Origin of the sequence: Bacillus cereus group sp. BfR-BA-01408 (assembly GCF_022663305.1) — a bacterium.
Taxonomy (GTDB): Bacteria; Bacillota; Bacilli; order Bacillales; family Bacillaceae_G; genus Bacillus_A; species Bacillus_A pacificus.
Map to the genome: position 1 here is coordinate 1 of NZ_JAKUFF010000096.1, position 13,822 is coordinate 13,822.

Sequence of the window (13,822 nt, forward strand, 5' to 3'; positions counted from 1 at the left end):
TTGTATTAATAACGGAATTCGTAGTGGTGTCAATAACAGAAACAGTATTGCTATTTTGATTTGTGACATAGGCACGAGTGCCATCTAGTGTAAAGACGATTATTCTAGGACGAATGCCAACAGGAATGGTAGCGCTAACTGTATTCGTAGCAGTATCAATAACAGAAATATTGTTGCTTAATTCGTTTGCAACATATGCAAAGGCCCCATTTGGAGAAACAGTGATTCCTTGTGGAGCGTTGCCAACAGGAATGGTAGCAACAACTGTGTTAGTAGCAGCATTAATAACAGAGACCGTATTGTTACCGTGATTTCCAACATAAACAGTTGTGTTATTTGGAGAAACAGCTACACCGATTGGATTAGATCCAACAGGGATGGTAGCAATAACTGTATTCGTAGCCGTATTAATAACAGAAACGGTATTAGAAAAAATATTAGTAACATAAGCGCGAGTCCCATTTGGAGAAACGGTTACTTCGAGAGGTGCATTACCTACAGTGATTGTAGCAACAACTGTATTTGTTCCGGTGTTAATTACAGATACTGTATCATTTGTTGGATCATCTATGGCTCCTGCGTTTGTAACATAAACAAGGAAATTACATGCAGGTCCAGTCGGTGCGGTTGGTCCAGTCGGTCCAGTCGGCCCAGTCGGTCCAGTCGGTCCCGGTGGACATTCACACTCTCCAGTTGGCCCTGGTGGTCCTTCTGGTCCTTGAATACCTTGCACACCTTGAGGTCCAGTCGGCCCTGGTGGTCCTTCCGGTCCTTGCATTCCTTGCACACCTTGAGGTCCAGTCGGCCCTTCGAGTCCTTCTGGCCCTTGAAGCCCTTGGATACCTTGAGGTCCAGTTGGTCCTTCTGGTCCCTCCGGCCCTTGAATTCCTTGTACCCCCTGAGGTCCAGTCGGCCCTGGTGGTCCAGGAACTCCCATTCCGGTTCCGGATCCAGTTGGCCCTGGTGGTCCTGGTGGTCCTTGAATACCTTGCACACCTTGGGGCCCAGTCGGTCCCGGTGGTCCTTCTGGCCCTTGAAGCCCTTCCACGCCTTGAGGACCAGTCGCTCCTGCAAGTCCTTCCGGCCCTTGAAGCCCTTGTACACCTTGAGGTCCAGTCGCTCCTTCTGGTCCTTCTGGCCCTTGAATACCTTGTACACCTTGAGGACCAGTCGCTCCTTTAGGTCCTGGAAATCCTCTAGGTCCAGTCGCGCCAGTAGGACCGGGTATTCCGGTAATATTTAATAGAGAACTATTCAATATTCCTTGCAAAATTAAGTTAAATGTTTGTTGTAACAATGGGTCCGATATATTGGAACAACTAATGAGCGAAGATAAATTTTGGAATAGAAATTGAAATAACGCAGAGATTTGAGTAAGCGATGCAGTAGGTAAGGAATTAATTAATTGAGTTATAGTTCGTATAACTAAATTTCTATTTGGAGTATTTGGTTGCACTGTAATAATTAAATCGTTTAATGCCTGTAATGCAGATTGGAGTATTTGTATAGTTGTCGGATTTGGCGTGGTAAAGAAAGAAAGGATTGCTTGGTTTAATTGGTTAATTAGGGACAATAATTCTTGTTGCTGAGAAAATGAGAAAAAAACAGGTGTACAACAATTACTTTGATTGCAAGAGGATATAGAAATAAAACAGGGAAATTGGAACTTTTTGCACGGGTCGTTTGAGTTTTGATTATTTTTCATAATTACCTCCTTTTAAAAAGTTTAAATAGTAAGTACATTTGATAATCAATATTTGCTTCTAATTGTAATGTGTTTATGAGTATAAGTTATATGTGAAATACCTAGGAACATTTTTTAAAAGTATATGTAAATAAAATGGAGGTGTTCTTATGAGACTAGTAATATTGTAAAAATTTGATGATAATTATAAGTTTAATTAAGTTAGAGTCTAATGAAGTTCCATTTAGAATTTTATGTAAGGTTATTCATTTTTTTATTATGCTTTAAAAATTCAATCATGTTTAATAATTGAAATATGAAATTGAAGATATTAAAAGAAAGAATAAAATGAGAAACTTACTAAAAGTTAACGTGCTAGTTTTCAGCACTTCCTAAAAAAAGAATCATACTATGATTTGTAATAGCTTATATGGAAGTGAGTTGGAAATAATGTTTTATTCATATTTTGCTAATCAACCTAGTATGCGACCAGCGTATGGTACATCAATCACGTTTAGCGGAGCACAAAGTACAGTTCAAGCTGTTCAACAAGCGTTACAAATGCAACAACAAATGCAAATGCAGCAACAAGGTATCCAGCCGTATTATTCATCCATGGAGTATTTTTATCCAGTGCATCAAATCACACCGTATGGAAGTTCTTTTCTTACTATCCCATATGGAACTGTATTTAATCTATAAAGAAAAATTTTTATTAATTGGGAGCAGGTTCCAAACGGATTATTAGCTCTTACCAATCAGGCAACACGGCTCCCACCTAACTTTTGCGTATGTGCCGAATTTTGAGATGTGAGTCTTATTGCTTACAAATGGCGGGTACAATTGAGGGGGATGAAATTGTGTTTATGTAAGCGTCAAATAGTTCCCACATATAATTTGTAAATAATCCATGAGATAATCCCCGTATATACTACAAGTTGAGTGTTTTGTGAGAAGAAACCGATTAAAGAAAGAATAGGAATTACCTTATTTATATCTTTTTATGCTACTGTTTTCTATATTTGGATTCATGTTAGGTTGGATGATAAGCTTTGGACCATAAAATGTGTGAAAGGACGAATGTAGATTCGTTCTTTTTTATGCATAAAAAGTAAAATAGATAAGGAAAGGATTTATCAAGTTTGAATAGAGATTACTATACTACTAGGTTGTGGTGTTATTGATATGTCTTCCGCTTACGTGTATATAAATAGGCGACAAGTATAGGGGGGGGAAACAATAGTTCGTCCAAACATTGCGAATCTTTTTTACATAATCTGGAGTAATAAGCATGAAAGGGGAACGAGTATGTCTTGCTATTACTACTATAAGTATTGTAAAGAATATAAAAAGAAACAGCATAACTGTAAGAACGATAGTAAGTGTAATGACAACAAGGACAACCTTGTTAGGGCATCAGCATTTAGAGCTAGAAATACGGTGGATCAAACGGTTCCTGCCAATACTTTTGTAAAGGTATTATTCCAGGATGAACAATTTGATTTAGCAAATGAGTATAATCCAGCAACATCTATTTTTATTCCGAAGACTAGAGGGGTTTACTCTATTATTGGTACGATTGGTTTTTTTCCAAATGATTTTAATTTAAATTATAGAGCTCGTGTAGAAATTCGTGTGAATGGAAACGCAGCAATAGCTATAGATAATGACTTTTTTGGTCCAATAGGTTTTGGAAATGTAGTAAGTGTTTCGACGATTATTCAATTGCATGAAGGAGATCAAGTTGAGGTTTATGCACAAAGTAGCATAGACGGAGTTTTAAGTACTTCGGAAGACGGCTCACATTTTGAAGCAGCAAGATTCCCTTCTCCAATTAAATAACGAAGAGAATAAAATACTTTTCAGTAGGTCTAGTTAATCCCCTGTACCGAATGGTGGGGGATTATTATTGTTTTTTTTAATATATAAGTAAATGGATTAAATATAGTTTGTTTCATGAAAATTTCATATGCTAAAGATGTAATGATGAAAGGTAAAGTTTTAAAATTATTTTTTACAGTTTTGATTTTGAAAGGACTATCTTATTTTAAGTATAGATCTTCTGCAGGTAATAAAAAGAGTAAGTAACAAGGTTGTAAAAGTTCTTTGGCGTTACATTTGCTAGTTGCCTAACGGTATAAAAAGATATCTTAATTTATGTCCGTATAATTACAGGCTTTTTCATTACTATATAGAAATTACATATTTAACATCGGTTTGTGCAGGTATTGCTATTGATAACATTAAGAACAAAGTACACTATACAAAAATAAAATAAATCCTAAGATGAGTAGTATCGGATGAAACTTGAACATATTTGACCTCCCTGAGTATATAAAGAATGTTAATACATCTTTGGTCAATTTAGAAGGAAAATATATTAGATGAATGATGCTTGAATGGATACACAAATTTAACAGAGTAGTGAGTGTATAATAAATAAAGGAGTATTGTGAGGGGAACCTTGACTAGATTGTTTACAAAAGGCAGGTCAATTTACCCCATGTGAAATATAAAAGTGATCCGGTTTATATTTCACGTGAAGTAAATAAAGAAAGAGCATACATAAAAAGTACGCTCTAAAGAAAGATAGGTTTTATGAGTGGATAATCTCCATACGATAATATATGTTCGGTTGATGTAAATGTGTGAAAAATCAATAAATTATCAATGGAATATCATGAAATGAGTAATTTTAGTCTATTAATAAGGTTGTGTAGTTAACCAAATTGTAAAGAGTTTGTATAGAATGGATTAACAGCTCGATAATGATCGTACTTCAGTTTCATATTTCGTATAGTTTGGATATTGTGTAATAGTTTGACATTTAGGTGTGGAAAGTTGATTAATTATAGAAACATTTGTAATTACTTCGTTACAAGGACCGAAAAATGTAACTTTTAATTTTGAATTTGGTGGGACTTTGAAAACAATAGGTTTTTTCTCCATGAAATCAGCTCCTATGATGCAGTATTGTATACTGCGTTTTTTCGTTCGTATTATAAAGACGTACTAATATAATATGAACTTTTAGTTGAGTTGATAATGATATGGAGTTTTATAGAATGGTAAAAATGTGGAAACAGAGTACAGACTAAGAATATTTTATGGAATGTTTAAATAATATAATATATAAAAGTGGAAAATAAGTAATCTATCTAATACACTTTTTTCCTTGCTACATATCATAATAGTAAGAATTGTATTAGGAGGTAATGAAAGAGTGCAAGAAAATGTACAAGCTCAGCTTTCACCGCCGTGGATCACATATTTTAATGAGTTAAAAAATTCAATTGGTGCTGATCCAACTGTTACAGTTGGTCCGTTGATTCCAGTTGGCGGGAATTATATTATTTTGGTGCACGCGTTAAGTGATGAAAAAGCGAGAGCGTTAGCAACGCTCCTAAAATCTTTTGTAGAATTTGGGAATGTAAGTGTAACAGTTATTGTCACTAATAAGGAAAATGACATTGTAAATCCATTTCCATGTCCTCTAGATGTATTTGAAATTGCCCATTTATTTCAAGTGGCGTTAGAAAATAATCCTTATTTTGAACAAGTTGTTGTACAACCACAGCTCCCTGGTGGGTCAAATGTTGTCTTTCCAGTTTTTGCTGCGCAAGTGATTCAATTTTTTAACGATGATATTTCAAATTTATGTCAAACATTTACTGGTGTTGCTGCAAATGTATTTCATGATGTAATGAACGATGACGTTTGTGGTATCCCAATATTATTCTCCACAAGCTGTGTTTCGAGCAGGGAAAGTGCACAATTACAAAATACAGATTTAACACCAAAACTGTTTTATTAAATTGTGAGAAGACATTTTCATTAATAGGAAATGTCTTTTTCGTATGCATTAACGTTACTTTGTAGAGTTATTGCGGGCGATAAACGAGGCTTCCACTGATAAAATTGTTACTGAATCTTATATAGAGTGTAAAGATAGTATTTTTGAATTGAAATATAAAAGAAATGAGAGATAAATTGTTTTTGTTAATATAGAATAATCACAAAAAATACAGTAAATTAGCGTTCATACATATGTTTCATCGTATAAAGAAGATTAATTACAAAAAACGAAGATTAGTAGTAATAGAGAAAATAATTCTAGTATTAGTGCAAAAGATAGATTGATTAACTAATGTTATATAATGGTACATAGTTTTTTCACATGAAATGAATTACATCTAGAAAACACATTGTATACACAACAACACTGTATAGTTATTCTTATATAATAATAAAAGTGAGGTATTTTGGATTGAAAAAGAAAAAGCTATTTTTAGGAACAATTATTTCATGCGTAGTACTGGCATTATCTGCATGTGGTTCCTCAGGTAACGTAGTAACATCAAAAGTAGGAAATGTTACAGAGAAAGAGTTAAGTAAAGAGTTAAGACAAAAATATGGGGAAAGTACTTTATATCAAATGGTGTTAAGTAAGGCATTGCTAGATAAATATAAAGTTTCAGATGAAGAAGCAAAAAAACAAGTAGAAGAAGCAAAAGATAAAATGGGCGACAATTTCAAATCGACTTTAGAGCAAGTTGGATTGAAAAATGAAGATGAATTAAAAGAGAAAATGAAGCCAGAAATTGCATTTGAAAAAGCGATTAAAGCTACTGTCACAGAAAAAGATGTCAAAGATAACTATAAGCCAGAACTGAAAGTAAGTCACATTTTAGTGAAAGATGAAAAGACTGCTAAAGAAGTGAAAGAGAAAGTAAATAATGGTGAAGACTTTGCGGCTTTAGCGAAGCAATACTCAGAGGATACCGGTTCCAAAGAACAAGGCGGAGAAATAGCTGGTTTTGCACCAGGGCAAACGGTGAAAGAATTTGAGGAAGCTGCATATAAATTAGATGCAGGACAAGTAAGTGATCCAGTAAAAACAACTTACGGTTACCATATTATTAAAGTGACAGATAAAAAAGAATTGAAGCCATTTGATGAAGTGAAAGATGATATTCGTAAAGATTTAGAACAGCAAAGACTACAAGACACGACAGGTAAATGGAAGCAACAAGTAGTCAATGATTTATTGAAAGATGCTGATATTAAGGTGAATGATAAAGAGTTTAAAAAGACATTTGAATTTCTAGAAAAGAAATAATGACTGTAATTAGAAAAGGGAACCTTTAAAGGTTCCCTTTTCTAGTTAGTGTGTGAGTTATAAATAGATAGTAAGACAATACAATATTACATATAAATATTAAGAATTACAATGGAAATTTATGTAATTATCTTGAAGTAGGTTAATCATTACTTCGTAGAATGTTGATATTATAATGTTTTGTTTCATCTCATTAAATATAAAACGAATTAATTAATTTTAGCCCATTATTTGTAGGCAGTAAGATTTGCGTAGGCTAATTATTAGTCAGGAATGAACAAAGCTTGAGTGGATTAAAGTTTCACTTTACCCCATTTTAATGGGCAGTAAGACCCCCATCTCAAAATTCAGCGAAAGCAAAGAAGTTAGATAGGGATGAACTGCCCATAAAAGTCCGATTGGTTCAACTAATAATCAGTGGGGGATGAAGAACCCCCCCACTGATTAAAGTTTCACTTTATAGAAGTGGATAAACATAATTTGCAGAATGAAACATACAATAAGATTGAAATATATTGACGTTAAATGAAGTGAAAAGCAGAGCATTCTATTAAGATGGATGTTCTTTTTAGTATGAAATTTTAAGGAGAAGAATGAATACTTTTAAATGAATTATTGAATAGATAAATAAATTATGTAGGGGGAGAAAATGTGAAAGTAATTTTTCAAAGAGAAGACGGAGGAAAAATTTTTGAATCGTATGATGAAGATATAAATAACCTATTAGCTATTTTAAAAGAAACGAAAGGGATTAAAATCGGGATGGTTGAATATGAGGTATTAAAATACGAATTAGAGTATTTTCAAAACCCGAAAAAAGCAGTAACAGAGAGGGAGTTACATATAATAGTACAACCAAAATATATTTAATAATTAGAGTGAATTATTAATGAATAGTTTTATGCAGTATGTACGAAAAGAGAGTGTTTAAATTGCTCTCTTTTCATAGAAATTCATAAGGAACGAATGGAGGTCCATTATAAATCCCTTAAATTTTGTGAGTTCGTTCTTTATAATATATGCTTTCATTTATAGATGGTTAATAAACTCGAAAAAATTAAAACTTTTTAGTTGATCTTTTCACCTCCCATTTAATAGGAAGTGAAAAGATCATTTGATGAAGAAAAAATAAATCTCTTCTCAAAAGAACGTAAGTTCGTGTATAATTAGAACGAATGTTCTTTTGAGTGTAGATAGTATAAGATTTAGAAATAAAGTGAAACTGTAATTAGCGGGTGTTTACGGGGAGTTGATCTTCGACTTACTTTCCTTGTATGTCTTGAATTTTGAGGTAGGAGATTTCTTACCTGTTCATGCGGGAGAAATATGAGCCGAGCAATTATTAAAGAATAATCGAAGCACAATATGTTTGAAATAGAATGGATAAATAATCGAGGAGATAGAGAAATGAATGATGTAAAGATGCAAAGAGCAAAAAGAGAATGGGTTCCATTTACAGTAATGTCGGAACAGTTATTAAGTATGCGAAAGGTTATTGGGGAGAAATTTAAAGTACAAAAACCATTCTTAACAAAAGAAGCAAAAGAGGGAATTTCTGATAAATTATTAATGTCATTATTGTCTGAGAAAGAAATATTGGTGACATATTTTGAAGATGGGTACATACTTACAAGCTATATGACAGTTGTACATATAAATCCGCTAAAGCGCATTGTAATGTGTACTGACGCGTTTTATAAAACTTACGTATTTAATACCACGGATATTATTGAAATAACGTAAAGTAAGCTAAAATTTAACTTTTAGCTTACTTTACGTTATGTTAGATGTGGAACAGAAAAAATGAAACGGAAAAGCAGCTAGCTTCATACTAGCTGCTAAGCCCCAGGGAAAGGGAGAAAAAGATAGGGTACTCCAAAAATCAACAATAGCTGTATAACAGCCTGATTATAGTATGGACAAATTTAAAATTCTTAAACAGAACGATGAAAAAATAGGGTTAAGCTGTACCGACTTGGTTTTGATCCGCAAGGTCAGAATCAAACGTATTAGTCGCACTCACACCATTAAAAGTATTAACAACAAAACCAACGTTGGAAGCGCCAGATCCATTATAAGCCTTCGTATTTTCTTTTGGAGAAACGTTGTAGAAATCACCTAAGTTAAATGAACCGTTACTATTTTGTACAACTAAATTCCCTACAACTGAGGGCATAGTTTTCACCCACTTTACAATCATTTGTTAACACTACTATATGGTCTTATAGTCCAAATGGTTCATCTAACAAAAATTGCGGAATAGTAAAACGTTTGAAGTGTAGCTTAATCCCATAATAAAAGTGTGTTAAACTGAATGTAAGGTTACGTAATTAAAAATGAAAATTGTATAATTATCATATGTGAAAACAAAGGAGGCAAAATGTAATGAATAATGTTATAAAAAAAGTAGATTTAACAGATGCAAAGTCAAGTAATCTTGTTGCACTTATTTATAGCAATGAAGTTATATTGATTGAAGAAGCATTTTGTCCAAATGAAATAAAATTAAAGTTTAATGAAATTGCAATTTTATCGGCTATTAAAACGGCGCATATAATGAAAGTATCCATTAGAAAAGAGCTTGACGCGTTTTTTCATGACACGGGTGTTTTATTGGTGAAGCATAGTGCTGAGTATGGAAACAGTCAATCTATCACTATGCATTTTGAACAATTTAAAAAGTTACAACATGAGATTGAGTATTTAAGTAAAAGTATGTAATAAGACAAGATGAAGATTCTTTCATAGAGGTGAACAGTTCTATGTTGAAAAAATGGTTTGAAAATTTTTTAGACGAATCTCACTGTAAACATAAATATAGTTTTATTAAGATGCAGGATAATGAAGATTTCAAAAGTGGTAAGCTAGGTGTAGCTTATGTGTATAGGTGTGAGAAGTGCGGGAAAGAGAAGTTGAAATTTAAAAGCAATAACGAAATAAATAATGATTTTTTTGATATATAGGAAAGAGTAACTGTTATGGGTTACTCTTTTTTGTATTTTTAACACACTATAGAATGCACAAAATTAAATGTAGAAAATAAATATGAGTTAAAGGAGGGCATTTATGTATTTCGAAAGCACTAGAAAACTTCTAAATAGGTGATAAGAATGAATCTAAGCGGTTTAAAAGTGACAGGAGCATGGTTTCAAGTAGGAGGAAATCTTACAGCGGCAATTGGGACGACAAGAGGATTTATCGGGGAGGAGAAAGCTGAATCGAAAATTGTAATTGTAGGAAGCTCATTACAAGCCCTCGGGTATATATTGCAAATTATAGCGAGTAATGAAACCGAAGATGAAGGTGAAAGAGAAAATCAAAGTATGTGTTTGGAGAATAAAAGTGAAATGCTCGATAAAATGGGCATTGAGTTATTAGCGTTAGGAAATATATCAAATGTAATAGGAACATATTTTAATATAAAGGAACAATTGAAAGAGAATGATTATCTTATAATTATAGGGAATAGCTTACAATCGATTGGAGCTCTTTTAGGAGTAGAAGCGGCTTTGCTTCAGATTAAAACGGTACAGAAAATAATAATACTAGGCAATTCTCTGCAAAGTTTAGGGGCTGGACTTCAAGCGTATCAAGGCATTATTAATGTGATGAAGAATAGAATCGAAAATGAAGACAGTATAGTTGATCAGAAAGATGAGAGAATAATAGCACTCATTGGTGTTTGGATACAAGCGATAGGAACTGTTATTTCTGCAATTGGATTAACTATAATAGAGAAAGAAGAAAGATTAGAAAAAATAATCATATGAAATTGTTCATGGAAAGATTGTATGTAAAATTTCAATTTTACATAAGTAGAAAAGTTGAAGTGGTAGGTTTTTTGACATTGAAAGAGAATATATAACAGTAGAACAGTTATTAGTGGTTAATAAAAATATTAGAAATGCAAAAGTCATTGGTTTGTATAGCGTATGGAGAGAGAAAAATACAAAATAAGGAGTTTTCAAGAAATGATGTATTTGTTGGCAATTCTTCTTCCACCTGTAGCCGTATTATTTTGTGGAAAACCATTTCAAGCAATAATTAATTTCATATTAACATTAATATTTTGGGTTCCAGGCGTTATTCATGCGATATTAGTTGTACATGATAAAAAAGCAGATCGGCGTTTAAAAAAACAAATTCAAGCATATGATGAAATAAATAAAAAGAACAGAAGATAGCTGAGTTGTGAAACGATTTTAAAAAGAAAGGGGGGACCACCTCCTTTCTTTTTTTATTCTGGTTAAGTTTATATTTTGGTGTAGCGGTAAGAATTTTTAATATAAGTATTGTGATAATTCGTTTTTGAGTGTGCGTTTAGTAAACCGGTGTAAATGTTTTCAGGAACGTTAAAGAAATCATACAGTCCATTCTTTAATTGAATGCGTAAAATCATAGAAAAAGGATTATATCCAACAGCAACTATAGTTTTGGAAATCACGGGAGATAACTCCATCATTACGCAACTCCTCACTTTTCATTTTTAATAATTTCTTATAGCTGTTGAGGTTGTGATGTTGAAATCTTTATAATTAAAGAGGTATTATACTTATATGCAATATATTAAATGTTCGTTATACGTAATTATAAGGAAGTTCACACGAAGTACATATCGTTGTGCTATTTTTATTTCACCTTTGATTTATAAATAAGAAAATATTGACCATTTGAAAAAAAGGTATATTATTTATACGAGGTATTAAAAATTCACTTTTTACATTCTATGCTTAAAGGGGCAGCATTATTAGAAAAATAGAAGTGAAAATACTTTGTGTAACAAGCATTCTAAAATTTATAATCTGTGAATTAGGAAAATATTGAATGCTCCAGGTCAATATACTTTCTTAATTAAATTTATTTTAGAAAGTGACCTCAATATTTTTAAGTAAATCAACGGGAGAATTGAAAGGCAGGAGAAAGTAACATGTCAGAAAATTATCGTTCTCGAGAGGAGCGACGACAAGTTAAAAAGAAAAAACAGCCAGCTTCTAAAACACAAAAACCAAAAGGTAAAACATCATTTTTTCGCAAGTTTTTAATTACTTGTTTATTACTTGGTATTGTTGGTTTAGTGGGGGGAGTTGCTACCTTCTTCGTAATGATTAAGGATGCACCGAAACTTGAGAAAGCAAAACTTGTTAATCCGTTATCCTCAAAAATTTATGATAAAAATGGCGATTTGGTATATGAATACGGGAAAGAAAAGCGGACGAATGTTACGTATGATCAAATTCCTAAATTAGTAGAAAATGCATTTTTAGCAACAGAAGATTCACGTTTTTATGAGCATAGTGGAGTAGACTTTAAAGGTACTGCCCGTGCTGTCTTGGTGAGTCTTAAAGGAGATTACGGTTCACAAGGTGGAAGTACAATAACGCAACAGGTTATTAAAAACTACTTCTTATCGATGGAAAAAACATCAAAACGTAAGGTCCAGGAAATATATTTAGCGTATAAACTAGAACAACAATATTCAAAACATGAAATTTTAGAAATGTATTTAAATAAAATTAACTTAGGAAACCGTTCATATGGTATCGCAACAGCAGCACAAAACTACTATGGTAAAGAATTGAAAGATTTAACATTACCAGAAGTTGCGATGCTTGCAGGTTTACCGAAAGCACCGAATAACTATGATCCAACGAAAACGGAGAATATTCAAAGAGCAACAGAAAGAAGAAATGTTGTACTAGGATTAATGAATCGACATGGCTATATTACGAAGGCAGAAATGGAAGAAGCTTCAAAAGTTGAAGTGACAAAGGGACTTAAGACAGCAACGGAACTTCAAACAATGCCGCATACTGCATTTATGGATGCCGTAGTGAAAGAAGTAGAAAAAGAAATACCAGATGTTAATATTGGATCTGATGGCTTAGAAATTTATACAACATTAGACCCGAAAGCACAAGAATTTGCTGATAAGATTTTAAATGACAATATTATTAATTATCCAAATGATAAGTTCCAAGGTGCTTTCACATTTATGGATACGAAAACAGGAGAAGTTCGTGCTATAGGTAGTGGACGCGGTGAAAATAAAGCAGTATTTAAAGGGCATAATATGGCAATTGAATTAGATCGTGCAGCTGGTTCAACTATGAAGCCAATCTTTGATTACGGTCCTGCAATTGAATACTTAAAATGGGCTACGTATCATCAAATTGATGATTCTCCATTTAAATATTCAACTGGACAAGAACTTCGAAATGCGGATAGAAGTCACTTAGGCCCAATTACTATGCGTGAAGCGCTAAAAATGTCACGTAACGTTCCAGCAGTTAAAACTGCAAAAGAAGTAGGACTGAATAAATCAAAGGAATTCTCTGAGAAATTAGGTATTACATTTAATAAACCGCCGGCAGAATCTACAGCGATTGGTACAAACGAAGTATCACCAACTGAAATAGCAGGTGCTTATGCGACATTTGGTAATGGTGGAAAGTATGCAAAACCGCATTTTGTTAAGAAAGTAGTTTATCCAGACGGTAAGTCACAAAGTTTTGAGCAAAAACCAAAACAAGTTATAGCTGACTCTACAGCATATATGATTACTGATATGCTTCGTTCAGTAGTAACATCTGGTACTGGTACAGCGGCAAATATAAGTTCTTTAGATGTAGCTGGTAAAACAGGTACAACAAACTATGATTCAAAACAACTAGCGAAATATAACATTCCAGAAAGTGCAACCCGGGATAGTTGGTTTGCAGGTTATACGCCGCAATATACGATGGCGGTATGGACTGGATATATGAAAGATGGTAAAGACGAGTATATTAGTAGTAAAAATACGAAAATTGCACAGTTGATCTTTAAAGAAATGATGAGTAAGTTTGCTACTGACAAATCAAGCTTTAAAATGCCAAGTAGTGTTATTCAAGAAGGTAGTGAGCTACGTATAAAAGGGGAAAAACGTGATTCTTCTCCAAATACGAGCGTACCTGATACAACGGAACAACCAAAACAAGATCAACAGCAAAAGACTGAAGAAGAGAAAAAGCAAGAAGAAT

General features: G+C 33.1%; 15 protein-coding genes. 11 read left to right on the forward strand and 4 right to left on the reverse strand.

Going from position 1 to position 13,822, the window contains the following annotated elements; all coding sequences use genetic code 11:
- Nucleotides 1–1,705: collagen-like repeat preface domain-containing protein (locus MR083_RS24085; protein ID WP_242269942.1), on the reverse strand; the 1,705-nt coding region annotated here is incomplete at its 3' end.
- A gap of 429 nt (nt 1,706–2,134) precedes the next feature.
- On the opposite strand from MR083_RS24085, the gene MR083_RS24090 reads away from it, so the two are divergent.
- Together MR083_RS24090 and MR083_RS24095 are read left to right on the forward strand one after the other, a co-directional pair.
- Nucleotides 2,135–2,386: a DUF3947 family protein gene (locus MR083_RS24090; protein ID WP_000500083.1), complete on the forward strand. Its 252-nt coding sequence runs from the start codon at nt 2,135–2,137 to the stop codon at nt 2,384–2,386.
- A gap of 606 nt (nt 2,387–2,992) precedes the next feature.
- The gene (locus MR083_RS24095; RefSeq protein WP_242269943.1) at nt 2,993–3,526 is read left to right on the forward strand and encodes a C1q-like domain-containing protein; all 534 of its coding nucleotides are present in this window, start codon (nt 2,993–2,995) and stop codon (nt 3,524–3,526) included.
- Between the two features lie 912 nt (nt 3,527–4,438).
- On the opposite strand, the gene MR083_RS24100 is transcribed toward MR083_RS24095, so the two are convergent.
- Complete coding sequence (locus MR083_RS24100; RefSeq protein ID WP_000412568.1) at nt 4,439–4,633, reverse strand: hypothetical protein; 195 nt, start codon at nt 4,631–4,633, stop codon at nt 4,439–4,441.
- A 274-nt stretch (nt 4,634–4,907) separates the two neighbouring features.
- Between MR083_RS24100 and MR083_RS24105 the strand changes: the two genes are divergently transcribed.
- From MR083_RS24105 to MR083_RS24120, 4 genes are all read left to right on the forward strand, one after another.
- On the forward strand, nt 4,908–5,498 hold the full coding sequence (locus tag MR083_RS24105; RefSeq protein ID WP_001157701.1) for a hypothetical protein: 591 nt from the start codon (nt 4,908–4,910) through the stop codon (nt 5,496–5,498).
- 453 nt (nt 5,499–5,951) lie between these two features.
- Complete coding sequence (locus tag MR083_RS24110) at nt 5,952–6,803, forward strand: peptidylprolyl isomerase PrsA (RefSeq protein WP_000727491.1); 852 nt, start codon at nt 5,952–5,954, stop codon at nt 6,801–6,803.
- A gap of 651 nt (nt 6,804–7,454) precedes the next feature.
- Complete coding sequence (locus MR083_RS24115) at nt 7,455–7,673, forward strand: hypothetical protein (RefSeq protein WP_242269944.1); 219 nt, start codon at nt 7,455–7,457, stop codon at nt 7,671–7,673.
- Nucleotides 7,674–8,210: 537 nt separating this feature from the next.
- Nucleotides 8,211–8,546 carry a YolD-like family protein gene (locus MR083_RS24120; protein ID WP_001000621.1) on the forward strand — a complete coding sequence of 112 codons (336 nt, stop codon included), beginning with the start codon at nt 8,211–8,213 and terminating at the stop codon, nt 8,544–8,546.
- 217 nt (nt 8,547–8,763) lie between these two features.
- Here MR083_RS24120 and gerPF read toward each other — a convergent pair whose 3' ends face one another.
- Nucleotides 8,764–8,979: a spore germination protein GerPF gene (gene gerPF / locus MR083_RS24125; protein WP_001141565.1), complete on the reverse strand. Its 216-nt coding sequence runs from the start codon at nt 8,977–8,979 to the stop codon at nt 8,764–8,766.
- Between the two features lie 209 nt (nt 8,980–9,188).
- On the opposite strand from gerPF, the gene MR083_RS24130 reads away from it, so the two are divergent.
- The 4 genes from MR083_RS24130 to MR083_RS24145 all read left to right on the forward strand — a co-directional run bounded on the left by MR083_RS24130 (nt 9,189) and on the right by MR083_RS24145 (nt 10,987).
- The gene (locus MR083_RS24130) at nt 9,189–9,524 is read left to right on the forward strand and encodes a hypothetical protein (protein ID WP_001066864.1); all 336 of its coding nucleotides are present in this window, start codon (nt 9,189–9,191) and stop codon (nt 9,522–9,524) included.
- Nucleotides 9,525–9,565: 41 nt separating this feature from the next.
- Nucleotides 9,566–9,766: a hypothetical protein gene (locus tag MR083_RS24135; protein ID WP_000915130.1), complete on the forward strand. Its 201-nt coding sequence runs from the start codon at nt 9,566–9,568 to the stop codon at nt 9,764–9,766.
- Between the two features lie 147 nt (nt 9,767–9,913).
- The gene (locus tag MR083_RS24140) at nt 9,914–10,573 is read left to right on the forward strand and encodes a DUF6944 family repetitive protein (RefSeq protein ID WP_001053889.1); all 660 of its coding nucleotides are present in this window, start codon (nt 9,914–9,916) and stop codon (nt 10,571–10,573) included.
- Nucleotides 10,574–10,774: 201 nt separating this feature from the next.
- Nucleotides 10,775–10,987, forward strand: a complete 213-nt coding sequence (locus MR083_RS24145) for a YqaE/Pmp3 family membrane protein (protein WP_000990223.1) — start codon at nt 10,775–10,777, stop codon at nt 10,985–10,987.
- A 68-nt stretch (nt 10,988–11,055) separates the two neighbouring features.
- Here MR083_RS24145 and MR083_RS24150 read toward each other — a convergent pair whose 3' ends face one another.
- On the reverse strand, nt 11,056–11,265 hold the full coding sequence (locus MR083_RS24150; RefSeq protein ID WP_000970366.1) for a KTSC domain-containing protein: 210 nt from the start codon (nt 11,263–11,265) through the stop codon (nt 11,056–11,058).
- Nucleotides 11,266–11,730: 465 nt separating this feature from the next.
- On the opposite strand from MR083_RS24150, the gene MR083_RS24155 reads away from it, so the two are divergent.
- Nucleotides 11,731–13,822 (forward strand): transglycosylase domain-containing protein (locus MR083_RS24155; protein WP_242269945.1); only part of this gene is annotated, 2,092 nt, incomplete at its 3' end.

Excerpts from the sequence above, each read along its gene's own strand:
- MR083_RS24090 (WP_000500083.1), top strand. The coding sequence starts at position 2,135 with ATGTTTTATTCATATTTTGCTAATCAACCTAGTATGCGACCAGCGTAT.
- MR083_RS24095 (WP_242269943.1), top strand. The coding sequence starts at position 2,993 with ATGTCTTGCTATTACTACTATAAGTATTGTAAAGAATATAAAAAGAAA.
- MR083_RS24100 (WP_000412568.1), bottom strand. The coding sequence starts at position 4,633 with ATGGAGAAAAAACCTATTGTTTTCAAAGTCCCACCAAATTCAAAATTA.
- MR083_RS24120 (WP_001000621.1), top strand. The coding sequence starts at position 8,211 with ATGAATGATGTAAAGATGCAAAGAGCAAAAAGAGAATGGGTTCCATTT.
- gerPF (WP_001141565.1), bottom strand. The coding sequence starts at position 8,979 with ATGCCCTCAGTTGTAGGGAATTTAGTTGTACAAAATAGTAACGGTTCA.
- MR083_RS24130 (WP_001066864.1), top strand. The coding sequence starts at position 9,189 with ATGAATAATGTTATAAAAAAAGTAGATTTAACAGATGCAAAGTCAAGT.
- MR083_RS24135 (WP_000915130.1), top strand. The coding sequence starts at position 9,566 with ATGTTGAAAAAATGGTTTGAAAATTTTTTAGACGAATCTCACTGTAAA.
- MR083_RS24140 (WP_001053889.1), top strand. The coding sequence starts at position 9,914 with ATGAATCTAAGCGGTTTAAAAGTGACAGGAGCATGGTTTCAAGTAGGA.
- MR083_RS24145 (WP_000990223.1), top strand. The coding sequence starts at position 10,775 with ATGATGTATTTGTTGGCAATTCTTCTTCCACCTGTAGCCGTATTATTT.
- MR083_RS24150 (WP_000970366.1), bottom strand. The coding sequence starts at position 11,265 with ATGATGGAGTTATCTCCCGTGATTTCCAAAACTATAGTTGCTGTTGGA.